Annotated in this window: 20 protein-coding genes and 1 tRNA gene; 14 read left to right on the plus strand and 7 right to left on the minus strand. The window is 67.5% G+C overall.

Features of this window, described 5'->3' with window-relative positions:
* Window positions 1-33: 33 nt before the first annotated feature.
* Genes ACU18_RS09265 through ACU18_RS09275 form a run of 3 tightly spaced genes read left to right on the plus strand, consistent with a single transcriptional unit; the run spans window position 34 to window position 2,436 of the window.
* The gene (locus ACU18_RS09265; protein WP_231686040.1) at window positions 34-726 is read left to right on the plus strand and encodes a cupin domain-containing protein; all 693 of its coding nucleotides are present in this window, start codon (window positions 34-36) and stop codon (window positions 724-726) included.
* 40 nt (window positions 727-766) lie between these two features.
* Complete coding sequence (locus ACU18_RS09270) at window positions 767-1,249, plus strand: cation:proton antiporter regulatory subunit (RefSeq protein ID WP_050685267.1); 483 nt, start codon at window positions 767-769, stop codon at window positions 1,247-1,249.
* 5 nt (window positions 1,250-1,254) lie between these two features.
* Window positions 1,255-2,436, plus strand: a complete 1,182-nt coding sequence (locus ACU18_RS09275; protein WP_050685268.1) for a cation:proton antiporter — start codon at window positions 1,255-1,257, stop codon at window positions 2,434-2,436.
* Window positions 2,437-2,465: 29 nt separating this feature from the next.
* On the opposite strand, the gene dcd is transcribed toward ACU18_RS09275, so the two are convergent.
* Entirely contained in the window at window positions 2,466-3,041 is a 576-nt protein-coding gene (gene dcd, locus ACU18_RS09280; protein ID WP_050685269.1) for a dCTP deaminase, read from the minus strand.
* A gap of 111 nt (window positions 3,042-3,152) precedes the next feature.
* On the opposite strand from dcd, the gene ACU18_RS19275 reads away from it, so the two are divergent.
* Window positions 3,153-4,982, plus strand: a complete 1,830-nt coding sequence (locus ACU18_RS19275; protein WP_082178263.1) for a CAP domain-containing protein — start codon at window positions 3,153-3,155, stop codon at window positions 4,980-4,982.
* A gap of 8 nt (window positions 4,983-4,990) precedes the next feature.
* On the opposite strand, the gene ACU18_RS09290 is transcribed toward ACU18_RS19275, so the two are convergent.
* Window positions 4,991-5,452, minus strand: coding sequence for an SRPBCC family protein (locus ACU18_RS09290; RefSeq protein ID WP_050685270.1), 462 nt, complete (start codon window positions 5,450-5,452; stop codon window positions 4,991-4,993).
* Between the two features lie 232 nt (window positions 5,453-5,684).
* On the opposite strand from ACU18_RS09290, the gene ACU18_RS09295 reads away from it, so the two are divergent.
* The 4 genes from ACU18_RS09295 to ACU18_RS09305 all read left to right on the plus strand — a co-directional run bounded on the left by ACU18_RS09295 (window position 5,685) and on the right by ACU18_RS09305 (window position 8,658).
* Window positions 5,685-5,758: transfer RNA gene (locus ACU18_RS09295), tRNA-Gly, on the plus strand.
* Window positions 5,759-5,910: 152 nt separating this feature from the next.
* On the plus strand, window positions 5,911-6,051 hold the full coding sequence (locus ACU18_RS19905) for a hypothetical protein (RefSeq protein ID WP_197273550.1): 141 nt from the start codon (window positions 5,911-5,913) through the stop codon (window positions 6,049-6,051).
* Window positions 6,048-7,229, plus strand: coding sequence for a N(5)-(carboxyethyl)ornithine synthase (locus ACU18_RS09300; protein ID WP_050685271.1), 1,182 nt, complete (start codon window positions 6,048-6,050; stop codon window positions 7,227-7,229). The genes ACU18_RS19905 and ACU18_RS09300 overlap by 4 nt, the downstream gene beginning before the upstream one ends.
* Window positions 7,230-7,407: 178 nt before the next feature.
* A complete protein-coding gene (locus tag ACU18_RS09305; protein ID WP_050685272.1) occupies window positions 7,408-8,658 on the plus strand; it encodes an amidohydrolase in 1,251 nt (416 codons plus the stop codon).
* A 2-nt stretch (window positions 8,659-8,660) separates the two neighbouring features.
* Here ACU18_RS09305 and ACU18_RS09310 read toward each other — a convergent pair whose 3' ends face one another.
* Window positions 8,661-10,043 carry an MFS transporter gene (locus ACU18_RS09310; RefSeq protein ID WP_050685273.1) on the minus strand — a complete coding sequence of 461 codons (1,383 nt, stop codon included), beginning with the start codon at window positions 10,041-10,043 and terminating at the stop codon, window positions 8,661-8,663.
* Window positions 10,044-10,183: 140 nt separating this feature from the next.
* Here ACU18_RS09310 and ACU18_RS09315 point away from each other — a divergent pair, with 140 nt between their 5' ends.
* Both ACU18_RS09315 and ACU18_RS09320 read left to right on the plus strand, forming a co-directional pair.
* The gene (locus ACU18_RS09315; RefSeq protein WP_050685274.1) at window positions 10,184-11,038 is read left to right on the plus strand and encodes a LysR family transcriptional regulator; all 855 of its coding nucleotides are present in this window, start codon (window positions 10,184-10,186) and stop codon (window positions 11,036-11,038) included.
* 132 nt (window positions 11,039-11,170) lie between these two features.
* Window positions 11,171-11,485 (plus strand): hypothetical protein, encoded by a 315-nt coding sequence (locus ACU18_RS09320; RefSeq protein ID WP_050685275.1) that lies wholly within the window; start codon window positions 11,171-11,173, stop codon window positions 11,483-11,485.
* Between the two features lie 86 nt (window positions 11,486-11,571).
* On the opposite strand, the gene ACU18_RS09325 is transcribed toward ACU18_RS09320, so the two are convergent.
* Together ACU18_RS09325 and ACU18_RS09330 are read right to left on the minus strand one after the other, a co-directional pair.
* Complete coding sequence (locus ACU18_RS09325; protein WP_050685276.1) at window positions 11,572-15,066, minus strand: bifunctional proline dehydrogenase/L-glutamate gamma-semialdehyde dehydrogenase; 3,495 nt, start codon at window positions 15,064-15,066, stop codon at window positions 11,572-11,574.
* 233 nt (window positions 15,067-15,299) lie between these two features.
* Complete coding sequence (locus ACU18_RS09330) at window positions 15,300-16,760, minus strand: amino acid permease (RefSeq protein ID WP_050685277.1); 1,461 nt, start codon at window positions 16,758-16,760, stop codon at window positions 15,300-15,302.
* Window positions 16,761-16,909: 149 nt separating this feature from the next.
* On the opposite strand from ACU18_RS09330, the gene ACU18_RS09335 reads away from it, so the two are divergent.
* A complete protein-coding gene (locus ACU18_RS09335) occupies window positions 16,910-17,872 on the plus strand; it encodes a LysR substrate-binding domain-containing protein (RefSeq protein WP_050685278.1) in 963 nt (320 codons plus the stop codon).
* On the opposite strand, the gene ACU18_RS09340 is transcribed toward ACU18_RS09335, so the two are convergent.
* A complete protein-coding gene (locus ACU18_RS09340; protein ID WP_050685279.1) occupies window positions 17,825-18,253 on the minus strand; it encodes a hypothetical protein in 429 nt (142 codons plus the stop codon). The genes ACU18_RS09335 and ACU18_RS09340 overlap by 48 nt on opposite strands.
* A gap of 132 nt (window positions 18,254-18,385) precedes the next feature.
* Here ACU18_RS09340 and panD point away from each other — a divergent pair, with 132 nt between their 5' ends.
* The 3 genes from panD to ACU18_RS09360 all read left to right on the plus strand — a co-directional run bounded on the left by panD (window position 18,386) and on the right by ACU18_RS09360 (window position 21,040).
* On the plus strand, window positions 18,386-18,817 hold the full coding sequence (gene panD, locus ACU18_RS09350) for an aspartate 1-decarboxylase (protein ID WP_197273551.1): 432 nt from the start codon (window positions 18,386-18,388) through the stop codon (window positions 18,815-18,817).
* Between the two features lie 116 nt (window positions 18,818-18,933).
* Entirely contained in the window at window positions 18,934-19,860 is a 927-nt protein-coding gene (locus ACU18_RS09355) for an AEC family transporter (protein WP_050685281.1), read from the plus strand.
* Window positions 19,861-19,909: 49 nt separating this feature from the next.
* Window positions 19,910-21,040, plus strand: coding sequence for an FAD-dependent oxidoreductase (locus tag ACU18_RS09360; RefSeq protein WP_050685282.1), 1,131 nt, complete (start codon window positions 19,910-19,912; stop codon window positions 21,038-21,040).
* Between the two features lie 3 nt (window positions 21,041-21,043).
* On the opposite strand, the gene ACU18_RS09365 is transcribed toward ACU18_RS09360, so the two are convergent.
* Complete coding sequence (locus tag ACU18_RS09365) at window positions 21,044-23,710, minus strand: trehalase-like domain-containing protein (protein WP_050685283.1); 2,667 nt, start codon at window positions 23,708-23,710, stop codon at window positions 21,044-21,046.
* Between the last annotated feature and the right edge of the window lie 110 nt (window positions 23,711-23,820).

Raw genomic sequence — 23,820 nt, forward strand, 5'->3', positions numbered from 1 at the left:
CCGCCGGTTCCAGGGTTTCCGGGCGGCACGGCCGTGACCGGCCTCCGCGTCTACGACTGGGAGGCGGCGGATGGGTTATGCGGCGGCTCACCTCACCTGCACACCGTTTCCGCCGAGGCATACCTGGTCACGGCAGGCTCGGGGGCGGTCCATACCCTGACCATGGCCGGCGCTGAAGAGCACGTCCTGGAACCGGGTTCCCTGTTGTGGTTCAGCCCCGGCACCGTGCACCGCCTGGTCAACCCGGATGGCCTCACCCTGACCGTCATCATGTCCAACGCCGGACTGCCCGAGGCCGGCGACTCCGTGCTGACCTTTCCGCGCCGGATCCTCGAGGATCCGGCGCTGTATGCCGCAGCCGCGGCCCTGCCCGCGGGCGCTGCAGACTCCGCGGTGGCCGCCGCAGCCCGGCGGCGGCGGGACCTCGCCCTGGAAGGGTACGCCGAACTGCATACATCGGTGCGGCGTGAGGGACCGGCGGCCCTGACGGCCTTCCACCGCCTCGCGGCAGCACTGGTGCGCCCCAAAGTGGCCCAGTGGACAAAAATCTGGGAAGACACGGTGCGCCGGCAGGTGGAGGCAACCGGGCAGGCGCTGGCAGACCTGGCTGCGGGCTCCGCTGCGCCGCTCTCCGGTTCCGCCGTGGCCACCGCCCGGCAGCGCCCGGAGGAGGGCTACGGCATGTGCGGCCGGCTGACCACGTGGGCGGATTCCCGGCAGTCCTGAATCCACCCCACAAGGGGCCGGCGCAGACTAGGCTGGACGCATGAATGTGGATGAGACAGACCTTCCCGGCCTTGGCCGACGGAAGGATTTCATGACGGCGACGGGACGCCGGATCGGTGTCGTTGAGCTGCGCGAGGGGCAAACCGAACTCATCGTTTCCACCTGGGACGATCCGGATACCTGCCAGGCCTCAATCCCGCTGACCGGCGATGAGGCCGCCACCCTGGGAAACCTCCTGGGCGGGCAGCACCTGGCCATGAAACTGACGGAAGAGCACAAGGACATTCCCGGGATCGTCACGCGGCAGTTCTCCATTACGCCGGGCTCCCCGTTCCAGAACCAGCCCATGGGAAAAGCGTGCATCCGGACGCGGTGCGGCGTATCCATCGTTGCCATCATGCGGGAGGGCGAAGTCCTGCCCTCCCCCGGCCCGGATGCCATCCTCCACACCGGTGACCTGCTGGTGGCTGTCGGAACCCAGGAAGGCCTTGACTCCGCGGCCGATATCCTGCGCAACGGCTGATCCCGGTGGACCCGCTGGCCCTGACCCTCATTGAACTGGGGGCCGTTGTGTTCTGCCTGGGTCTGCTGGCCCGGCTGGCCGGACGGATCGGAATGTCACCCATCCCGCTGTACCTCCTGGGCGGCCTCGCCTTCGGTGCCGGCGGCGTCATCAAACTCGACGGTATGCACGAGTTCGCCCACCTTTCCGGCGAAATCGGCGTGATCCTGCTGCTGCTTATGCTCGGACTGGAATATACGGCAGCCGAGCTTTTCACCGGCCTGCGAAGGTCCTGGCAGGCCGGCGTCCTTGACCTGGTCCTGAACTTCCTGCCGGGCGCCGCCCTGGCCCTGCTGCTGGGGTGGGGCGGCGTAGGCGCCATGGTGATGGGCGGCGTCACCTACATCTCCTCGTCCGGCATCGCCGCCAAGGTGATCACGGACCTGGGCCGGCTGGGCAACCGCGAAACGCCGGTGGTGCTGTCCATCCTGGTGTTCGAGGACCTGGCCATGGCCGTGTACCTGCCCATCCTGACCGCCACCCTGGCTGGCGTCAGCTTCCTGGGCGGCCTGACCACCGTGGGCATCGCCCTGGCGGTGGTCACCTTCGTCCTTGTGGTGGCGCTGCGCCACGGGCACCACGTATCCAAGGCGGTGCACAGCGAGAACTCCGAGGTGTTCCTGCTCAACGTGCTGGGGGCCGCGCTGCTGGTGGCCGGCGTCGCCTCGGCCATGCAGGTTTCCGCGGCGGTGGGCGCCTTTATGCTGGGCATCGCCATCTCCGGAGCCACCGCCCATAACGCCACCCGGATCCTTGAGCCGCTCCGGGACCTGTTTGCCGCCATCTTCTTTGTGGCCTTCGGGCTGAACACCGATCCCACGTCCATCCCGCCGGTGCTGGGATGGGCGCTGGCGCTGGCACTTGTCACCGCAGCCACCAAGATGGTCACCGGCATCTGGGCAGCCAAAAGGGCGGGCATCGCCCGGCCCGGCCGGTTCCGGGCCGGGGCAGCCCTTATTGCACGCGGTGAGTTCTCCATCGTCATCGCCGGGCTCGCGGTCACTTCAGGCGCCGTCCCGGACGAGCTCGCGGCCCTGGCCACCGCGTACGTGCTGATCATGGCCGTGGTGGGACCGCTGGCCGCCCGCTTTGTGGAACCTTTGATGAAGGCCATCCTGGGCGGTCCCCGCGTCGCCGCCAAGGCGTAGCGGAAGCCGGCGCCGGACCCGGCCGGGTCCTAAATGTCCGTGCGGTGGAAGTTCAGGTGGCTGCGGCTGGCGGTGGGACCGCGCTGGCCCTGGTAGCGGTTGCCGTATTCGCCGGAACCGTAGGGGTGCTCCGCTGCGGACGTCAGCCGGAAGAAGCAGAGCTGGCCGATTTTCATACCGGGCCACAGTTTGATGGGCAGGGTTGCCATGTTGGAGAGTTCCAGGGTCACGTGGCCGGAGAACCCGGGATCGATGAAGCCTGCGGTGGAGTGCGTCAGCAGCCCAAGCCGGCCCAGGGAAGACTTGCCTTCCAGGCGGGCGGCGATGTCATCCGGCAGCGTCACCGTTTCGTAGGTGGAGCCCAGCACGAACTCGCCCGGGTGCAGGATAAATGCCTCGCCCTGCTCCACTTCCACCAGGCGCGTGAGCTCCGGCTGTTCCTCGGCCGGATCAATGTGCGCGTACTTGTGGTTGTCGAAAAGCCGGAAGAACCTGTCAATCCGGACGTCCACTGAGGACGGCTGGATCATTGCGGGATCGTACGGTTCCAGCACAATCCGCTGGGAGTCTATTTCGGCACGTATGTCGCGGTCAGAGATCAGCACGATCCCAAATTACCGTATGCATTGTTCCTGCTGCACGGCGCGGCTAATGTTGCCTCAGGATCTCAGGCGCCGGATGGTCTCCCGGATGGCCCAATTTAGCTGGGGAAAATAGTGAATAAATTCTTTGCGCCTTCAATTGTTGGCGCTTTCTGCGCCCTTGCGCTCGTTTCGTCGTCTGCAGGCCTCTCCGCCGCGCAGCTCGACGCCGGCCCCGGCACCGGCGGCCAGGTCCAGGCGCAGGACGCCCCGGCCGGGTCGACGGCGGGGCTGGAACCCGGCAGCCTGACGGGCACGGCGGCACAGCCCGCTCCCGCAGCATTGACGGTCGACGCTCCGGAAACTGCCCCGGCCGGAGAAACGGACGCTGCGGCACCTGCCCCCTTGGCACCCGACCTTTCGGTGCCGGTCCTTCCCGCGGTGGACGCTCCGGACCCGGAGGCGTCAGCTCCGGACACCCCACACACGGCGCTGGCTCCCGCGTCCGTTCCGGCGGCCCCGGCCCAACCGGCCGCGCCCCAGCCGGCTGCTAAGCCGGCAACCAACCCGGTCCCGGCCCCAAAACCCGCAGCCGAGCCGGTTGTCCCGTCCATCGGCCCGCTCTGGGCACCGGACGAGGAGCTCGCCGCGAACCAGGCCGAGCGCCGCGCAGCTCCCGAGGCCACAGCCAGGAGCCTGCAAACCGAGTCACTGGTCCCGGACAGCAACGCAGCCGCGATCCTCACGGTCTTCACAAAAATCAATGAATACCGTGTTTCGCGTGGCCTGAACCCGTTGAAATACCACGCCACCGTTGCCGGGTTGGCCCAGGAATGGTCCAACAACATCGCTTCCCGGGAGGTCATCGAGCACCGGGCAAACTTCTGGACCGATCCGCGGGCCATGAACCCCAACAACGGCGCGGGTGAAGTGATTGCAATCCGTACGGACCGGGATGCCGCGCAGCTGGTGGAGTGGTGGAAAGGCTCCCCCGGCCACAACGCCATGCTGCTCGATCCACGCTTCAACGTTATGGGCGCCGGGATCACCTACACGGACCGGCAGTACCGAATCTGGGGCGTGGTGAACTTCTTCGGCTACACCACGCTTCCGGCCGGAACCACCAACAGCCCGGGCGGCGCCGCCGTCACACCGCCGCTTCCTGCTCCTGCGCCCACCATGTGCGACGCGCCGGGCAAGCAGATGCCGCCCACCCTCAACCTGTCCGCTGCGGCCATCAAAGGCCCTGGAGACCTGGTCAGCGTCAACGCATCGGGGCAATTGGTCAACCGGGCATCGAACGGCGCCAGGTCATACGGCGCGGCCAAGACCATCGGTACGGGATTCGGCGGTGCCAAGGACGTCTTTGTCACGGACTGGAACCGTGACGGCGCCTACGACCTGCTGGTCCAGTGGACCAACGGCAACCTGACCGTGCACCAGGGCATCCAGGCAGGCGGCTTTCGCGCCGCCGTGACAGTGGGCAGCGGCGGATGGAACACCTTGTCGCTCGCGGTGGGTGGCTGGTGTGCCAATAACCGGCTGCCCCAGATCCTCGCCCAGGACACGGCCGGGAATGTTTTCCTTTATCCCAACAAGGGCCTGGGCGACCTCTCGGCCAGGACCCTGGTGGCCACGATCAACCCCGCCCGGAAACTGTCAATGGTTGATTTCGACGGCGACGGATTCCAGGACCTGGTCGCGGTCGCAAACGACGGCACCGCCAGGCTCTACCGCGGCTGGGGAACCCCGGCGCTGCGCGCGGAGGCCAGGCCCGTGATCGCGGCGGGGTGGCAGGACGTCACCGGGATCAGGCCCCTGCGCGGAGTAACCGGCACCAATTCCACGGGACTGGCGCTCAAACGCTCAGGTGATGTTGTCCAGTTCTGGGATGTCAGCGCGGGCCGCCTCGCATCACCGTCCAACATTCCCGGCCCGTGGGCAGGACACCGGCTGGCCCAGTAGGGCAGCAGCTAAGCGGCCGGCTGGAGCTCCATCACTGCCCGGAGGTTTTCCAGTTGCGCCGCCTCGGAGCGAAGGCTGCGCTGGAGCAGCCTGCTCCGGAAAGCAGACCGGTTCAGGAACCCGAACCGGCCTTCGGGCGGAGCTTCGAGTGCGCACCGGACCCGCGTGCCGGCCGTTTCGGTGCTGAGGAAGTAGCCGCCCAGGCGGAGCGCGGGACCTGACGTGATCCGGAACTGGATCTCGGCCCCCGGCCTGGCCTCGGTAATCTCCAATTCGGCCGGAATACTCAGCCCGGACCGCCCGGCCACCATCTGCCGGTACACAGTGCCTTTGGTGCCCTCGGAACCTTTCAGCAGGGCGACGCTCCGGACGCCGTCGCGCCACACCGGAAGGTTGGTCACGTCCAGCAGGTACAGGTACACGGACATCGCATCGCGCCTGATGAGGACCTCATGTTCTGCGGTTGCCATGGATCCTTCCCGTGATCGATGCGTGCCTGGCTGTTGACTGGCTGCGTCCCCCGACGCCGCAGCTACCGCTTCAGGTTAACCAGCGCCGCGGTGCCCGTTCCACCTGCAGCAGGGGACGTTATGGAAGAGTTACGCAGATGACGCGCAGCCCGTGACACGGCGGGAAGGCATGGGCGGCCGGGGCCCGACATCTGCGCTAAGCTAAGTTCTGCCCCGCTGAGGCGGCGGCATTGCGGCTGTAGCTCAATGGTAGAGCGCTAGCTTCCCAAGCTTGATACGCGGGTTCGATTCCCGTCAGCCGCTCCAATCTTCCCGCCTTCACCGGCACCACGGACGACGCCGGCACCCGGCCCGGCAGCGCGGGTCACCTGCCGCCGTATGCCCGCCAGCCGGCCATTAGGTCCGCCCGTGTAGGGTCAGAAGCCAGGAACCTATTCGGTTCCGCTACAGGAGCACAAATGGCTGACAAGTCCCCGCGTCAAGCAGCATCCAAAAAATCCGGCAAGTCCATCAAGGAAAAGCGCGCAGACAAGAAGGCCGCCTCTGCGCCGGCCAGCTCCATCGACACCACCCCCGGCAAGGCAGCCAAAAAGAAGTGAGCGGCCAACAGACCCGGCTGAGCCTGGGCGTCCTGGCCTCCACGCGCAAACCCGACGAACGCCGCTTGCCCATCCATCCCCTCCATTTCGAGCGGATCGCCCCGGAACTGCGCGAACACATCATCCTGGAACACGGCTACGGCGAACGGTTCGGCGTCGGCGATGCGCACTTAGCCACCCTCGTGGGCAAAATGGTGTCACGGGAGAGACTGCTGGCGGAGGCCGACGTTGTGCTGCTGCCCAAACCGCAACCCGAAGATCTGGCGGAACTGCGTGACGGCCAGGTCCTGTGGGGATGGCCGCACTGTGTCCAGGACCGGGCCATCACCCAACTGGCAATCGACAAAAAACTGACGCTGATCGCGTTTGAGGCCATGAACCACTGGGCCAGCGACGGCGGTTTCGGCCTGCACGTGTTCCACAAAAACAACGAACTGGCCGGCTACTGCTCGGTGCTGCACGCACTCTCGCTCACCGGTTCCACCGGCGACTACGGCCGCCGGCTCAGTGCCGTGGTGATCGGGTTCGGCGCCACCGCACGGGGCGCCGTGACCGCGCTGAACGCCCACGGCGTCCACGACGTCAAGGTCCTCACCAACCGCGGAATTGCGGCTGTGGGCGCCCCGATCCACTCGGTGAACATCGTGCAGTTCGACCACGACGACGAAGCGCCCTTCCTGAGCCAGGTCATCACCGACCGGGGCCGGCTGCCGCTGGCGCCGTTCCTGGCCGAAAGCGACATCGTGGTCAACTGCACGCTGCAGGATCCGAACAATCCGCTGACCTATCTCCGGACGGAAGACCTCGCGGCGTTCAGCCCGGGCAGCCTGATTGTGGACGTCTCCTGCGATGACGGCATGGGGTTCAGCTGGGCCCGTTCCACCACCTTCGCCGAGCCCATGTTCACGGTGGGCGACCACATCAACTACTACGCGGTGGACCACAGCCCGTCGTACCTCTGGAATTCCTCCAGCTGGGAGATCAGCCAGGCCCTGCTGCCGTTCCTCGAGCCTGTGATCAGCGGCCCGGCGGAATGGGACCGCAACGAAACCCTGGCACGGGCCATCGAAATCCGCGCCGGCGTGATCCTCAACAAGGACGTGCTCAAGTTCCAGCAGCGGGAGGCGGACTATCCGCACGCCGCCAGGAACCAGGCCGCCCCCGCCGCGCAGCCCTGACCCTCGGCCCCGGCCGCCGGCTGGTCCACGATCCGGACCGGCCGGCGCGGGCAAGGCCACACTTTTCCCTTTTCCGACGGCGGTTTTGCGATCGGTGAACGCCCAGCCTTCGGCCCGGCCTTCGCCAGCCTGCGGGCGTAGGGTCGCAAGGCAAGCGAACCCGGAAGTAAGGACTGGCATGACAAAGGTTTTGGACGACGTTGCAGGGTTGGCACAGGACCTCACCGGAGTTTACGAGGATCTGCACCGGCATCCCGAACTCTCCGGCGCCGAAGTCCGAACGGCAGGAATCGTGGCCGAACGGCTCACCGGGCTGGGCTGGGAGGTCCACGCCGGAGTGGGCGGGACCGGCGTCGTGGGTGTCCTGCGGAACGGCGACGGACCCACAGTGATGCTCCGTGCGGACATGGACGGCCTTCCCGTCCTGGAGAAGTCCGGATTGGGCTACGCCAGCACCGCGCGCGGCACCGGGCCCACGGGGGCCGATGTTCCCGTAATGCACGCGTGCGGCCACGACGTCCACGTCACCTGCCTCCTCGGCGCGGCCACCCTGTTCAGCGCCCATCGGCCGGCCTGGGCCGGAACCATCGTGGCGGTGTTCCAACCGGCCGAAGAAACCGGCGCCGGCGCCCGGGACATGGTGGCGGACGGCCTCTTTGACCGTTTCCCGGTGCCGGACGTTGTCCTGGGACAGCATGTGGCCCCGTTCCCCGCCGGTGCGCTGGGCGTGCATGCCGGACCTGCCTTCGCCGGGTCCGACAGCTTCTCGGTGACGCTGTTCGGCCGCAGCGGCCATGGCTCCCGGCCGGAAACCACCGTTGATCCTGTGGTGATGGCCGCGGCCACCATCATGCGGCTGCAGGCGCTGGTATCCCGCGAAATCGGCGGCAACGAGACAGCCGTCCTGACCGTCGGCCAGCTCCACGCCGGCACCAAGGACAACATCATTCCCGAAGAAGCCCAGCTGGGCATCAGTATGCGGACCGCGGATCCGGCGGTCCGGGAGCGGATGATCAGCGGGATGACCCGCATCATCAACGGTGAGGCGGCGGCTTCCGGCGCTCCCCTGCCGCCGGCGATCACCGCCGGGGAGCACTTCCCCGTGGTGGTCAACAACCACGACGCCACGGCCCGCGTGCGGGAAGCGTTCGCCGCGGAGCTGGGTGGCGCCGTCGACCCCGGCCCCGTCACCGGCAGTGAGGACGTGGGCACCCTCGCCACAGCCGCCGGGGCTCCCCTCGTTTACTGGCTGCTGGGCGGCACCGATCCCGTGGTTTACGGCAAGGCGGTGCAGGACGGGACGGTCGCGTCCACCATCCCGTCCAACCACTCCCCGCATTTTGCCCCCGTCATCCGCCCCACGCTCGACGCCGGCATTTCGGCGCTGGTGGTGGCCGCATTCGCCTGGGTGGGCAAACCCGAGGGATAGGGCTACGTGGCCGCCGGCCGGTCCACGATCCGGACCGGCCGGCGCCGGTCCCGCACATCCACCTTCAGGTGCAGTGAGCCCTTCCTGGCGAGCACAATCGCGACCGTCAGGGCGGCGAGCGCCGGCACGCCGCCGGAAACCAGCAACGCCACGTGCGGATCCGCATGTTCGGCGATCCAGCCGAGCATCGGCCCGCCCAGGGCCTGGCCGCCGATGAGGACCATGATGTACAGGCTCATCACACGGCCGCGGATCCCCATGTTGGAGCTGATCTGGACCAATTGGTTGGAGCCGGTCAGGAACATCAGGCACCAGAACCCGGAGAGGACCATCACGGCGCCGAACCACACCATGGATGGCATCAGCGCCGCGAGGCACAGCATGGCACCGTACATTCCGGCGCAAAACACCACCGACCGCAGCCGCAGCTGCCGCCGCCGGGTGGAGGCAACCGCGCCGACCAGGGCACCGAGCGCCACCAGTGCGTTGAGGAGTCCGTAGCCGCCGGCGCCGATGTTATAAACGTGGTCGGCGAAGGCAGCCAGGATCACGGGCAGGCTCATGGCAAACACGGCAACAAAGCCGGCCATCAGCCACGGCCAGTAGATGGTGGGCTTGCTCAACGCGTACCGAAGGCCCTGCCGGAGCATTCCCTTGCTCTTGGGTGCCGGCGCGCTGACAAACAACTGGTCCTTGCGGAGCACCAGGAGCATGGCCACCGTGGAGCAGCAGGCCACAGCGTTGGCGGCGAAGGCCCAGCCGGCACCTACGGCAGTCAGGAGCAGCCCGGCCAGCGCGGGGCCGATCAGGCCGCCCAGCTGGAACGTGGTGGAGTTGACGCTGATGGCGTTGCGGAGGTACTTCGGGCCCACCAGTTCGTTGACAAAAACCTGCCGGGCCGGCTGGTCGAGGACTGTCACCAGGCCCAGGACCAGCGCAATCACGTAGACGTGCCACACGGCGATGGCGCCGGTGAGGGCCAGTGCGGCCAGCGCAGCCGCGAGGACTGCTGCCATGCTTTGGCACAGGATCAGGATTTTCCGTTTGGCGAACCGGTCGGCGATCATGCCGCCCCAGGGGCCCAGCAGGAGTGAGGGCAGGAACTGGAGGGCCACGGTGAAGCCGACGGCGGTGACCGAACCGGAGAGCTCCAGCACCAGCCAGTCCTGCGCGATCCGTTGCATCCAGATGGCTATCACGGCGATGAAGTGGCCCACGGCGAAGATGCGGAAGTTGGGCACCTGCAGCGAAATGAACGTATGCCGCCAGGGCAGCCGTTCAGCCACAACCGGAATGGGCTGGGTCCGGTCCGCCGGCGGAGCGGCTGCTGCGGAATCGATGACGGGCTGGGCGACGGTTGCCTGCGACGGCGGTGGGGGTGCCACGGAAATATCCTCGGATAGCGTGCGGGTGGGAATGCCCTTAACGTTAGGCTGGCAACAGCGATTATGGAGACGTATTGTCCCTATAACTAGTATTGCGATCCGCAATACCTCAGCCAAGCCACCTTCCCCGGAGCCGTCCCATGTTTGAACCCGCACAGCTGCGGTCCTTCCTGGCAGTCGCCGAGACCCTGAGCTTCACCAAGGCCGCCGAGCGCCTTGGCCTGGCCCAGCCCACCATCAGCCAGCACATCCGGAAGCTGGAAACGGCCGCTAAACGGGTCCTGATCAGCCGCGACACCCGCGATGTCAGGCTGACGGACAACGGGGACGCGATGGCCGGTTTTGCCCGCAACATCCTGTCGGCCCACGATGCGGCGGCGCGTTATTTTTCCGGCTCCGCCATGCGCGGCCGGCTCCGGTTCGGTACGGCTGACGACCTAGCCATTACGGGTCTGCCGCGGATCCTGCGGGAGTTCCGCCAGATCTACCCCCAGATCAACCTGGAACTCACTGTGGGCCAGAGCGACCAGCTGTACCGGAAACTCAACGCCGGCCAACTGGACCTTGTCTTCGTGAAATGGGTGGCCGGAGCCAAGGACGGCACGGTGGTCCAGCATGATTCCTTTTCCTGGGTGGGCCTGGAGCAGACTGTTCTTGAGCCCGGCGCCCCGGTTCCGCTGATCGCCTATCCCTCCCCCAGCCTGAGCCGCAAGCTCGCCATCGATGCGCTTGAGGCCCACGGCCGGACGTGGCGTATCACCTGCACAACACGGCAGATCAGCGGCGTCCTGGCGGCCGTCCGGGCAGGCATCGGCGTCGCGGTAATGCCGTCCTCGCTGGTGCCAGGGGACCTGAAAATCATCACCCGCCGCTTCGACCTTCCCGCCGTGGGGGACGTGGACTTCACGCTGATCCGCAATCCACTGGCCAACTCGGAAGTGATCGATGCACTGACGTCCTCGATCGTGGGCAGGACCATCAACCGGCAGGCCTGACCCCTTGAAGCGGGAAATCCATTGATGGCACGGGCTTGCTGGCATATGCTGGGCTTTCCATGGTCAAGCAGCGGCCCTCCAGCACTACGGGCGCGCGCACCTGTTCGCTTCCGCGCCCGGGACAGGCAGCCAATGACGACCGCCAGGAACATCCAGCCCAGCCAGGCGCATGCGCGCCCGCACGCCGCGCTCCGGCACGCCGCCCGCCCGGCCGCGACCGGCACCAGGTACCCCACCACAGACAACGCCTATGTGGGCAAGCCGACCTGTGACAAGTGCCGCACCGACGAATTCATCTACCTTGAGTCCTTTATCCCGCCCTCTTACCGGCGCGACGGCAGCATCGCTGTCCTCGGCGAGGTGGCCTACACCTGCACGCGCTGCGAGGATTTTTCCGCCCACAGTGTCCCGGCCACCTGGACGCCGCCCGGCTGGTACCTGGGCTGAACCGCGGCCGGCGTTAACCGGCAAAGCCGGGCCGACCCCTTTCAACGGGGCGGCCCGGCCTGTGCCGGTTTGGACGCTGCCGAAGCCTAGATCAGGCCTGCCGAGATGTGGTTCGGGGTGCCGAACCGGTGCGCGGTGATGCTGATGGCCTGCTCGTGGAGGAACGGCAGCAGTTCCACGCGTCCGGCTTCCGTGACCGGGTGGGAGTAGACAGCGACGTCGGGCCGGCCGCCGGTGGCCGCGGCCAGGGCAGCCGAGTCGCCGCCGATCAGGCGGATCCGGGCGCCGGTGAGCTTGCCGGACGCGGCGAGCAGGCCCACCGAAGCCAGCCAGCCGGCGTCGGACTCCACCAGAACGCCTATGTTCAGCGCGGTGAAGACAGGGCGCAGCTGCGCCGGAAGCTCGACGGCGGTGGACACTGTAACCGCGGAGCCCGCCAGGACTCCGGCGGCCGAGGTCCGCACCAGGTCAGCCAGCGGCGCACCTTCTGAGAGGCGGATGGTCACCGGGAGGCTGCGGTAGCGGAAGATGTTCCGTTCCGCGCTGAGGCCGGAGACATCCCTGGCAGTGCCGAACTCGTTGGCCCAGGCCTCGGCGTCGGACGCCAGGGCCCGGTTGACGGACTCCAGCTCGGCCGGGGCAAGAGCGGCACTGGCTGCGTTGATGATCCGGCGCACGCCCGGGTGGCTGATGTCGGCCGTGGCGGTGCCGGTGGCCGGGGTCCAGGTGCCCAGGCCGGCCAAGTAGTTCGGTCCGCCTGCCTTGGTGCCGGCGCCAACGGCGGATTTCTTCCAGCCGCCGAAGGGCTGGCGCTGGACGATGGCGCCGGTGATGCCGCGGTTCACGTAAAGGTTGCCGGCCTCAATGGAATCCAGCCAGGTGCCCAGCTCGTCGGGGTTCAGGGAGTGCAGGCCCGCCGTTAGGCCGTATTCAATCTGGTTTTGGATGGCGATGGCTTCGGCCAGGGTATCCGCCGTCATCACGCCCAGGACGGGGCCGAAGAACTCGGTGAGGTGGAAGTAGGAGCCGCGCTTGACGCCGTAGCGCACACCCGGGCTCCAGAGCCGGCCGGTCCCGTCCAGCTTCCGCGGCTCGACGGCCCAGTTTTCACCGTCGCCCAAGGAGGTGAGGGCAGCCAGCAGCTTCCCGCCGGCCGGTTCGATGATGGGCCCCATCTGGCTGGTGGGGTCCTGCGGGTAGCCAACCTTCAACGAGGAAACCGCGTCGATCAGCTGGTTGTGGAACCGCTTGGACTTGGCCACGGAGCCCACCAGGATCACCAGTGACGCGGCGGAGCATTTCTGCCCGGCGTGCCCGAACGCGGAGTACGCCACGTCCTTGGCCGCCAGGTCCAGGTCTGCACTGGGGGTGACGATGATGGCGTTTTTGCCGCTGGTTTCCGCCAGCAGCGGCAGGTCCTGCCGGAAACCGCGGAACAGTTCAGCGGTTTCGTACCCGCCGGTGAGGATCACGCGGTCCACGTCCGGGTGGGAGATGAGCTGCCGGCCGAGTTCCCGCTCGCCCAGCTGGACCATGGCCAGGACATCCCGGGGAACGCCTGCCTCCCAGAGGGCCTCGACCATCACGGCGCCGCTGCGGGCGGCCTGCTTGGCGGGCTTGATCACCACGGCGGAGCCGGCGGCGAGGGCCGCGAGGGTGGAGCCGGCGGGAATGGCCACCGGGAAGTTCCAGGGCGGGGTGACCACGGTGAGCCTGGCTGGGACGAACGTGGCGCCGTCGACCGTTTCCAGTTTCCGGGCTGACTCGGCGTAGTAGTGCGCGAAGTCCACCGCCTCGCTGATCTCGGGGTCGCCCTGGTCGATGGTTTTGCCGGTCTCGCTGGCCATCACCTCGAGCAGGTCGGCGCGGCGGGCCTCGAGGACGTCGCCGGCGCGGTGCAGGATCTCGGCGCGTTCGGCGCCGGACAGCGCGCCCCAGGCCTTGCCCTTTTCGACGGCGGTGCCGATCACGGTGTTGAGGGCGGCCTCATCCGTGATGGTTGCCGCCTGTACCGCTGCGTTGCCCAGGGTGGAACCTTCAACCCTGGCCAGGATGCTGCGGCCCCAGGTTCGGTTGGCGGGCAGCGACGGGTCAGTGTCGGGAGTGTTGTCGAACCCGTCGCGGGGCGCGGGCGCGGGGGCCGCGTTGCGGTCCTGGCGGCGGTTAGGCGGCGGAACGGTCTCATCCAGGGTGTCCAGGGAAGCCAGGAAGCGCTGCTTTTCGCGTTCGAACAGCACTTCGTTGTCGCTCAGTTCGAAGACGGCAGACATAAAGTTGTCCTGGCTGGCACCCTCCTCCAGCCGGCGGATCAGGTAGGCGATGGCCACGTCGAACTCGGCAGGGTGCACCACCGGGGTGTAGAGCAGGAGGGAGCCCACGTCCTTCTTGACGGCTTCGGCCTGGCCCTGGGCCATGCCCAGCAGCATCTCGAATTCGATGCCGGCCTCGACACCGCGTTGCTTGGCCAGCAGCCAGGCGAAGGCGATGTCGAAGAGGTTGTGGCCGGCCACGCCGATGCGGATGTTGTGGATCCGGTCCGGGTGCAGCGAATAGTTAATGACGCTCTTGTAGCTGGTGTCGGAGTCCTGCTTGCTGCCCCAGGTGGCCAGCGGCCAATCGTGCAGTGAGGATTCCACCTGTTCCATGGGCAGGTTGGCGCCCTTGACCACTCGGACCTTGATGGCGGCGCCGCCGGCGGCCCGCCGTCCGGCCGCCCAGCCCTGGAGCCGGATCATGGCGGACAGTGCGTCCGGCAGGTAGGCCTGGAGCACAATGCCGGCTTCCAGGTCCTTGAATTCGGGCTTGTCCAGGATCCGGGTGAACACCGCGATGGTCATGTCCAGGTCCTTGTACTCCTCCATGTCCAGGTTGATGAACTTGGCTTTGGTCCCGGGGCCGGCAAAGGAGGCGGCGCGGGCAAAGAGCGGGGTGAGTTTTTCCACCACGTGCTCCACGGCCTCGTCGAAGGCCCAGGCGGAGTGCGGTGCAACGGTGGACGAAACCTTGATGGAGACGTAGTCGACGTCGGGACGGGCCAGGAGCGTATGGGTGCCTTCGAGCCGGCGGGAGGCCTCGTGCTCGCCCAGGACTGCCTCGCCCAGCAGGTTCACGTTGAGCTTGATGCCGTCCTTGCGGATTTTGGCGATGGCCGGGCCCAGTTTGGCATCCGTGGCGTCCACGATCAGGTGGCCCACCATTTCGCGCAGCACCTTGCGGGCCACGGGGATCACCACCTGCGGCAGGATCGGGGCCATGGTGCCGCCCAGGTGAACGGCGCTTCGCATGTACCACGGCAGGAAGGCCGGCACCTTGGGGGCCAGTGCTGCGAGGTTGCGTGCTGCCACCTGCAGGTCCTCGGGCCGGACCACGCCGTCCACGAATCCCACGGTGAATTCGAGGCCGTTGGGGTCTTTCAGGACACCGGCCAACTGCTGGGCTGACGCGTCAACGGGGACCTTCGAGGCTTCCGTCAGCCAGTGCCGGACCAACGCGATGGCCTCGGTGGCGAGTCCCTTCGCCTGCTGCACGTCGACGTCGACATGCTGCGCAGTCGCTGCCGGTTCCATTGCGAGGTGGGTCATGGTTAGCCCCGTTCTTTCTGAGGTGGTGAGGAGTCTCTTTCCACCAGTATGGGCTCGCACTCACATAAGATAAAGCGATCTTTTCTAAGCAATACAGGTTAGAAAAGCCAACTCTTCTTTCGCCCCGTTAACCCCGAATTGCCCTATCACTTATGGTCCCCAAACGCGGCGTTTGGGGACCATAAGTGATAGGGCAACGGGGAGGGAGTGGGACAAGGCGGGAGGGGGCCAGGTCAGTCGGCGGGGCGGGCCCCTACGGCTTCGTGGCGGCGCGGACTGTTGGGGTTCATCAGCGAGTTGCGCCGGCCGTAGGCGAAGTAGATCACCAGGCCGATGACCAGCCAGACGCCGAACCGCACCCAGGTTTCCCAGTGCAGCTGGAACATCAGGAAGGCCGAGGCCAGGACGCCGAAGGCGGGAACCAGCGGCATCAGCGGCAGGCGGAAGGTGCGTGGGGCATCCGGGCGCTTGTAGCGGAAGATGATCACCGAGAGGCAGACCACCACAAAGGCGGCCAGGATGCCGATGTTGGTCAGGTCGGCCACTTCCTTGATGGGGAAAACGCCGGCCAGGAAGGCCGAGGCGACACCCGCGATCCAGGTGACGCGCTGCGGGGTGCCGTGGCGGTCCGTCTTGGCAAACCAGCCGGGAAGGAGACCGTCGCGGCTCATGGCGAACCAGACGCGGGTGACGCCCAGGAGGAACGTGAGCATCACGGTCAGGATGGACAGCACCGCGAACACGGAGATGATGGTGGCGATCACCGGCAGCCCCACACCGGTGAAGGCGGAGGCAAAGCCGGCCTTGGGGTCGATGTCCTTCCAGTTCTGCATGCCGGTCAGCACCAGGGTGGCGGCAACGTAGAGCAGCATGGCCACGATCAGCGACAGGATGATGGCCTTGGGCATGTGCTTTTTGCCGTCCTTGGCCTCTTCGGCGGCGGTGCTCATGGCGTCGTAGCCAAAGACGGCGAAGAACACCGTGGCGGAACCGGCCAGGACCGGGCCGAAGCCGCTGGGCATAAACGGGTTGTAGTTGTTGGTGTCGATGTAGAAGACGCCCAGGCCAATGATGAAGAGGATGAGGATGACCTTGATGGCCACGGCCACCAGTTCGAATCGGCCGAACGCCTTGGTGCCGCGGGACAGGATCCAGGTGACCAGGAGGCACACGAGGATGGCAGGGAGGTTGATGAGCCCGCCCTTGCCCTCGTCCGCGGTGGAGGTCATCCAGACGGGCATGTGGACGCCGATGCCGGAGAGGAAGGCCTCAAGGTAGCCGGAGATCCCGATGGCCACCACCGCCACGATCGCGATGTACTCCAGCAGCAGGTCCCAGCCGATGAACCAGCCGATGACTTCGCCCAGGGCCACATAACCGTAGGTGTAGGCCGAGCCGGCCCGCGGAATCATGCCGGCGAATTCCGCGTAGGAAAGCGCGGCCGCCGCGGACGCGAGGCCGGCAATCAGGAAGGAAATAAGCACCGCGGGCCCCACCCCTGGTGTTCCTTCGCTGCCGGCTGCCACCAGGCCGGCGAGGGAGAAGATACCCACGCCGATGATGCCGCCGACGCCGATGGCCGTGAGCTGCCACAGGCCCAGGGACTTGAAAAGGCCGCTGTGTTTACTCTCTTCTTCGATGTCGTCAATGGGCTTGCGCCGCATGATCGACTGGCTCAGGTCTTTGCTGGTCATGGATTACTCCTGCTTGGGGTGCGACCCCGACGCGGCGCCCGGAGATGGCTGTGACGGGGGTAACTGGGTTCCAACAGTATGCACAGCGGCTTCCGTTAGATAAAGTGACTACTTCTAACCGATATTCATTAGATTCGATAAGGAATTCCATGCTTGATGTCCGCAGGCTGCGGCTCCTCCGGGAGCTGAGCATCCGGGGGACGCTTGCTGAGGTGGCGGAGGCCCTGCAGTACAGCCCGTCGTCGGTATCCCAGCAGCTGGCCCTGCTGGAGAAGGAAGTGGGGGTTGAGCTCCTGCGCAAGACCGGCCGCCGGGTCCAGCTGACGCCGCAGGCGGAGGTCCTGGTGGCCCATACCGCCCAACTGCTTGAAACCATGGAGCAGGCCGAAGCGGACCTGGCCGCGTCCCTGACCACCGTCACCGGAACCGTCCGGATCGCCGTGTTCCAGTCGGCAGCCCTGGCCCTGATGCCCGACACGCTGACCCGGATGGCTGCCGCATACCCGGAGGTGCGGATCGAAATGATCCAGCGGGAGCCCGAAACAGCCCTGCATGAGACCTGGGCGCGCGATTTTGACCTGGTCATCGCGGAACAGTATCCGGGCCACGCCGCGCCCAGGTATCCGGAACTGGACCGGCTGAAGCTCACCACGGATGCCATCCGGCTGGCGGTTCCACCGGCGGCCGACGGCGGAACCACCATCCGCTCGCTCGAGGACACCGCGGACCTCGCCTGGGTCATGGAACCGCGGGGTGCCGCATCCCGGCACTGGGCGGAACAGGCGTGCCGCAGCGCCGGCTTCGAACCGGACGTCCGCTTTGAGACCGCCGACCTGCAGGCACAGGCGCGCCTGATCGAGTCGGGCAACGCCGTGGCGCTGATGCCGGACCTGGTGTGGACCGGCCGGGGCACCACGGCCCAATTGGTGGAGCTCCCCGGCAGGCCGCACCGGACCATCTTCACGTCGGTCCGCCGCTCCAGCGCCCAGCGGCCGGCCATCCTGGCGGCCCGGGAAACCCTTGCCGCCGCGGCCGCAGCGGTGGCAGCCGGGGCGGGCCGGTCCTCAGCTGCGCCTGTTGATGACCTGGAAGGCCACCGCGCCGGTCAGTAGTTCGGTGAACAGCAGGACCGCCAGAGCCACCTCCACCGGGGCGCCCAGGCCGATCGCCACCACGGCGGCGCAGGTCAACAGGACCGAGAACGGGCCCATCACCGCCAGCGCCCTGGTGAAGACGGCGTTATCGCGTTCATCCCCGGTCTGCGCGAAGGCCCGCTCGAAGGTGGTGACGGACTGCGGCCGGCGCATGGCCCGCCACACGCCGATGCCTGCCGCGGCCAACCCCAGCGCACCACCCACCAGGAAGCCATTTCCCATGTTGCCGGGCCCGTATTCGCGCAGCAGGAGCCCTACCACCACAACGGTCTCGTGTCCCGTCAGGCAAAGACCCACCATCAGCGGCTTGTTTTGGCCAGGGAATCGTTCAGTCTGCATGGAAGATCTCCTCAACAGTGCGGTGGAAGTGGCGGGCGATGGCGATGGCCAGCGGCAGGGACGGGTCATAGCGCGCCACTGTCGGTTGCGTCACAGCGCCACGGCTGGGCTCCGGCGTAGACTTGGTCCGTTATGAATCGAACAATGTTCAAGTCCAAAATCCACCGGGCCACCGTCACGCACGCGGACCTGCACTACGTAGGTTCCGTCACGGTTGACCTGGACCTGCTTGACGCTGCCGACATCCTGCCCGGGGAACTCGTGGCCATCGTGGACGTCACCAACGGCGCCCGGCTGGAAACCTACACCATCGCCGGCGAGCGCGGTTCCGGCGTCCTGGGGATCAACGGCCCGGCAGCGCACCTGGTGCAGGAGAACGACGTTGTTATCCTCATTACGTACGCCCAGATGACTTCCGCGGAAGCCCGCGCGTACACTCCACGCGTGGTCCATGTGGACGCCGGCAACAGGATCATCCAGCTGGGCACCGACCCCGCCGAGGGCATCACCCCTGGGTTGGTGCGGCCGCCGTACGCCCTGGACAACTCGGCCCTGCCCGCGTAGTCCCTGTCCGGATGGCGGTATTTTCGCCGTCCGCACCCGCCCTTCAGGCTTAAATCTGATTAGCTGGGGGTTGTGAACCCCCGTCTGTTGACCTTCCGCCCCGCGGTGCGCGTGCCGTGCTAGGCGTGCTGGCGGGTTTTTTTGTGGTCTGGACCATCATCCTGGTGGGCTGGTTTGTTGGCCGACGGAAAATCCTGGGCGAGAACGCCCGCAACGTCCTCAGTTCGCTGACCTTCTTCGTGGCCAGCCCGGCTCTTTTGTTCGAAACCCTGAGCAAAGCGCACCTGCAGGAAGTCTTCGCGGCTCCCCTGCTCGTCACAGCCGTGGGCGCGATCGCCACCGCGCTGATATTTTTCACCATCGCCAGGTTGTGGCTCAAGCGCTCCCTGCCGGAAGCCCTGATGTCCTCCATGGCGGCTTCGCTGGCCAACTCAGCCAATCTGGGCATCCCCATTGCTGTCTACGTCCTGGGCGACGCGAGCTACGTGGCGCCGCTGCTCATTTTCCAACTGGCCTTCTTCACCCCGTTATTCCTGATGATCCTGGATTCGAGCACCAGCTCGCACCGCACCACTCCCCTGCGCTTCATCCTCATGATCCTGCGCAACCCCATGATCGTCGGCTCGGGGCTGGGCCTGCTGGTGGCGGGAACGGGAGTGCAGATCCCGGCCCTGGTGATGGAACCCATCCACCTCATCGGCGGGGCCGCGATCCCCGCGATGCTGATCGCGTTCGGCATGAGCCTGAACGGGACCCGGCCACTGCAGGCCGACGCGGGCAGGCGCGTGGACACGCTGCTGGCCAGCGCGTTCAAGCTGGTGGTCCACCCCGCGCTGGCGTACGTTTTTGCCCGCTTTGCGCTGGGTATGGAGGGGCATGCTCTGTTCGCCGTGGTGGTCACCTCGGCGCTCCCCACGGCCCAGAACGTATTCGTGGCGGCGAGCCGTTACAAAACAGGGCTGACGGTGGCCAAGGACACCGTGCTGATCACCACCGTAGTGGCCGTCCCTGCCATGATCGGCGTCGCCCTGCTCCTCGCCTGAGCCATAAGCGCCCAACGGATTTACCCACCGAACCAGAACCGGAGAACCCATGGCCACCATCCTCGACACCGTCATTATCGGCGGCGGCGCCATGGGCTCCGCCGCCGCCTGGGCGCTGGCCCGGCGGGGCCGCCAGGTCACCCTGGTGGAGCAGTTCGGCCCGGGGCACAAGATCGGGGCCTCGCACGGTGCCACCCGGAACCTCAACCCCGGCTATGAGCGGCCCGAATACATCGCCATGCTCGCCGAGTCACTGGCCCTGTGGGACGACCTTGAGCAGGAGGGCGGCACCACGCTGCTGGAACGCACCGGCATCGCCAGCCACGGCCCGCACCCGCGGCTTCCTGCTGTGGCGGCGGCGTTGGAGGCGGCCGGCATCCGGGCGGAGATGCTTTCCCCCGACGCCGCGGCCGAGCGCTGGCGCGGCATCCGCTTCGACCGGCAGGTGCTCCACATGCCCGACGGCGGCCAGCTCAACCCGGATGCGGCCCTCCCGGTTTTCCAGCGGCTCGCCGCCGCCCGCGGCGCAGACATCAGGCACCACACCAGAGTGGCTGCCCTGGAGATCCTGTCCGACGGCGTCCGGTTGGTCCTCGAATCCGCTACGGGCACGGAGGTGGTCACCGCCGCCCAGGCCGTGGTTACCGCCGGCGCCTGGACCGGGAAGCTGCTGGGCAGGGAGTCCGGAGCGGGGCTGCAGTTCCCGCGGCTGCGGGTCACGCAGGAACAGCCGGCGCATTTCCGCGTCACCGATGATGGAGCGCTCTGGCCAGGGTTCAACCACTACCCGGGTGCCGGGTCAGCCTACGCGAACTGGTATTCCCCGGTGTACGGCATGCAGACCCCGGGCGAGGGGATCAAGGCCGGCTGGCACGGGGTGGGTCCCGAGGTGGACCCGGACCGGCGCAACTTCCTGCCGGAACCGGTGCAGCTGGCCGCCCTGCAGTCCTACGCCCGCGCTTGGCTTCCCGGGGTGGACGCGGACGCGTTCGAGGCCATCAGCTGCACCTACACCAGCACCCCCGATGAGGACTTTGTGCTGGACCGGATCGGTCCGGTGGTCATCGGCGCGGGCTTCTCCGGGCATGGGTTTAAGTTCACCCCGGTGATCGGCCGGATCCTCGCTGACCTGGCCACCGGCACCCGGCCGGCGCCGGAAATGTTCCACGCGTCCCGCTGACGGCTAGCCCCGGCTGGGCTCGTCGTGCCGTTTCCGGGTGCCGTGCTGGTCCTGGTGGGCGTCGAGGATCCTGGCGCAGCGGATGAAGCCCAGGTGCGAGTATGCCTGCGGGTGGTTGCCCAGGTGGGTTTCGGTGCCGGGATCGTACTCCTCCGGCAGCAGCCCGGTGGGCCCGAACAGGTTGACCAGCTGGTCAAACAGGTCCCAGGCCTCTTCGATCCTGCCCACCGCGACATAAGCCTCGATCAGCCAGGTGGTGCAGATGTGGAACCCGCCCTCCAAACCCGGCAGGCCGTCGTCGTACCTGTACCGGAAAACCGTAGGCCCCACCCGCAGTTCGCGTTCCACAGCCGTGACGGTGTCCAGGAAGCGCTGGTCCGTGACGTCCAGCAGGCCCGAAAGGCCGATGTGCAGGACGGCCGCGTCAAGGTCCGGGCTGTCGTAGGCCACCGTGTAGGACTGAGCCGCCGCGTCCCAGCCTTCCTGCAGGACTTCGGCCTTGATGGCCGCAGCGGCAGGAGCCCATTCCGGTTTCGGCGCCCTTCCGTGGCGTTCGGCGGTACGCAGCGCCCGGTCCAGGGTGACCCAGCACATGACCTTGGTGTAGACGTGGTGGCGCGGGGCCCTGCGGGCTTCCCAGATGCCGTGGTCCGGCTCATGCCAGCGGGCCAGGACGGCAGCAGCCATCTGCACCAGGAGTTCCCAGTGGGGATCGGCGAGCGCGTCCTCCCGCTCGCTGAGGCTGTTCACCAGCTCGGCGATGGGACCGAAGACGTCCAGCTGGACCTGGTGGTCGGCGGCGTTCCCGATCCGGACCGGCCGTGAGCCGGCGTATCCGGGCAGGCTGTCGATGACGGCCTCGGTGGACAGCGGCGCGCCCGTCACGGAGTACAGCGGGTGGAGCCACTCGGGGCCTGGGGCGTTGGCCAGGATCCGGCCCAGCCAGGCCAGGAATCCTGCGGCCTCACTGGTGGAACCCAGGTCAACCAGGGCGTTGACGGTCATGGACCCGTCCCGCAGCCAGCAGTAGCGGTAGTCCCAGTTCCGGGTTCCGCCAATGCCCTCCGGCAGGGACGTGGTGGGGGCGGCCAGCACGGCGCCGGTTGGCTGGTGGACCAGGGCGCGCAGTACCAGCGCGGAGCGGCGCACCAGGGACGGCTTGACGGCGGGCAGCGCCAGGTTCTGCACCCATTGTCGGGCGTGCAGCGCCACGCCGGCCCGGCGGCCGGTCTCGCCCGCCGGATCGGCGGGTTGCGGCTCGGTGTCACCGCAGCGGAGGTTCAGCACCACGGGCCCGTTGGCCAGGTTTACGGCGGCCGTGGCGGTGGCGTGGCGGCCATCGGAGGTGATGTTGAACGTGACGCCGGGTGCCAGCAGGATGATGGGCTCCGAGGTGCCCATCACGTGCACTTCATCGCTCCGGGCTTCCATGCTGAAAGGGGCGGTGGCGTAGTCAGGCCTGGGGGCGAAGGTGATGGTGGCGGCGCCATGGCCGGACAGGACGCGGACCAGGCTGGTGATGCCGTCCGGGGCCGGTTCAAGGTAGTCGGTGACGGTGACGTCTGCCCAGCGCGTTTCCACGATCATGGTGCTGTCCACGTAGCGCTGCCCCAGGACCTGGGAGGCCTTGACAGGGGCCACTGTGAAGTGGCCGGCGGCGTCCCCGCCCAGGATGTGGGCGAACAGGGAGCCTGAATCCGGCAGCGGGTGGCTCATCCAGCAGATCTTGGCGTCCGGCGTGACCAGGGCCGTGACGGAGCCGTTGCCGATCATCGAGTGCCGTTCCAGGCCCACGGCGTCCTCGCCGAAGAGCCAGGCCCGGCGCAGTTCAAACAGGATGGCCAGCACGCGGGCAAAGGATTCCGGGTCCCGGAGCCGGTGCGCGGCCACCGACTTCCCGGCGCCCACCCGCAGGCCCATGTCCGGGCCGCGGAGCGTTGCCATGGCCAGTTCATCGCTGGCGGCGTCCCCGGCAAACATCGCGGCGCTGGCGCCCAGCCGGGACCGGAGGTTCTCCAGCGCGTCTGCTTTGGCCGGCTCCAGGATGGACAGGTCCAGCACCGAGCCGTCCACGATGAAGGCGAGCCCGTGCCGGGCGGCGATCTCCCGGGCGGCCTTCGTCACGGCGGAAACCACGTCCGGGGCGGCCGGCCGGGTGTGGACTGAGACGGCAACGGGTTTGCGTTCCATCCAGATGCCTTTCATGAACCCCACCGCCTCGTTGAGTTCGGCGCCGACCTTCTGGAGGAGGGCCTCCGTGGCAAGGGTCTGGGCGTGCGCGAAACCCATGTCGAACTCCGCGCCGTGGGAGCCCACCAGGTGCACTTCCGCGGGCAGCCGGGACACGGCGGCAAGGTCGCGGAGCGAGCGGCCGGAGATGACGGCGGCGTGGGTGTTGGGCAACGCGGCCAGGGCGCGCAGCGCGATCGCGGCGCTGCCCAGCGGCAGCGTTTCGGTGGAAATGCCCTCCGCGTCGCAAAGGGTGCCGCCGTAGTTGCAGGCCACCAGCAGGCCGGGGACGCGGGCCAGGACCTTCAGTTCGGCAAGCAGTGCCGGCGTGAGTCCGTCATCCGCTGCGTCCGTCTGGACGAAGGCGCGCAGCAGGCCCAGGGGAAGTGACCGGGTGAGGAGCGCGGAGTCCGCCACGCTTTGGTTCAACGGCGTCGCCATCCTGGTGCTCCTCGCGGCAGGCCCGGCCCGGGGGAACTGCCGCGGGCTGCGGACTGCCGGGTGGTGCCCCGCCCCGGCATCCACGGACGCCGGAGGGGACACTGACCATG

It is taken from the genome of Arthrobacter sp. ZBG10 (genome assembly GCF_001238605.1).
GTDB lineage: Bacteria > Actinomycetota > Actinomycetes > Actinomycetales > Micrococcaceae > Arthrobacter.

Excerpts from the sequence above, each read along its gene's own strand:
- ACU18_RS09305 (WP_050685272.1), top strand. The coding sequence starts at position 7,408 with ATGACAAAGGTTTTGGACGACGTTGCAGGGTTGGCACAGGACCTCACC.
- ACU18_RS09335 (WP_050685278.1), top strand. The coding sequence starts at position 16,910 with ATGCTTGATGTCCGCAGGCTGCGGCTCCTCCGGGAGCTGAGCATCCGG.
- ACU18_RS09325 (WP_050685276.1), bottom strand. The coding sequence starts at position 15,066 with ATGACCCACCTCGCAATGGAACCGGCAGCGACTGCGCAGCATGTCGAC.
- ACU18_RS09270 (WP_050685267.1), top strand. The coding sequence starts at position 767 with ATGAATGTGGATGAGACAGACCTTCCCGGCCTTGGCCGACGGAAGGAT.
- ACU18_RS09320 (WP_050685275.1), top strand. The coding sequence starts at position 11,171 with ATGACGACCGCCAGGAACATCCAGCCCAGCCAGGCGCATGCGCGCCCG.
- ACU18_RS09330 (WP_050685277.1), bottom strand. The coding sequence starts at position 16,760 with ATGACCAGCAAAGACCTGAGCCAGTCGATCATGCGGCGCAAGCCCATT.
- panD (WP_197273551.1), top strand. The coding sequence starts at position 18,386 with ATGAATCGAACAATGTTCAAGTCCAAAATCCACCGGGCCACCGTCACG.
- ACU18_RS09315 (WP_050685274.1), top strand. The coding sequence starts at position 10,184 with ATGTTTGAACCCGCACAGCTGCGGTCCTTCCTGGCAGTCGCCGAGACC.
- ACU18_RS09290 (WP_050685270.1), bottom strand. The coding sequence starts at position 5,452 with ATGGCAACCGCAGAACATGAGGTCCTCATCAGGCGCGATGCGATGTCC.
- ACU18_RS09340 (WP_050685279.1), bottom strand. The coding sequence starts at position 18,253 with ATGCAGACTGAACGATTCCCTGGCCAAAACAAGCCGCTGATGGTGGGT.
- ACU18_RS09360 (WP_050685282.1), top strand. The coding sequence starts at position 19,910 with ATGGCCACCATCCTCGACACCGTCATTATCGGCGGCGGCGCCATGGGC.
- ACU18_RS09365 (WP_050685283.1), bottom strand. The coding sequence starts at position 23,710 with ATGGCGACGCCGTTGAACCAAAGCGTGGCGGACTCCGCGCTCCTCACC.
- ACU18_RS19905 (WP_197273550.1), top strand. The coding sequence starts at position 5,911 with ATGGCTGACAAGTCCCCGCGTCAAGCAGCATCCAAAAAATCCGGCAAG.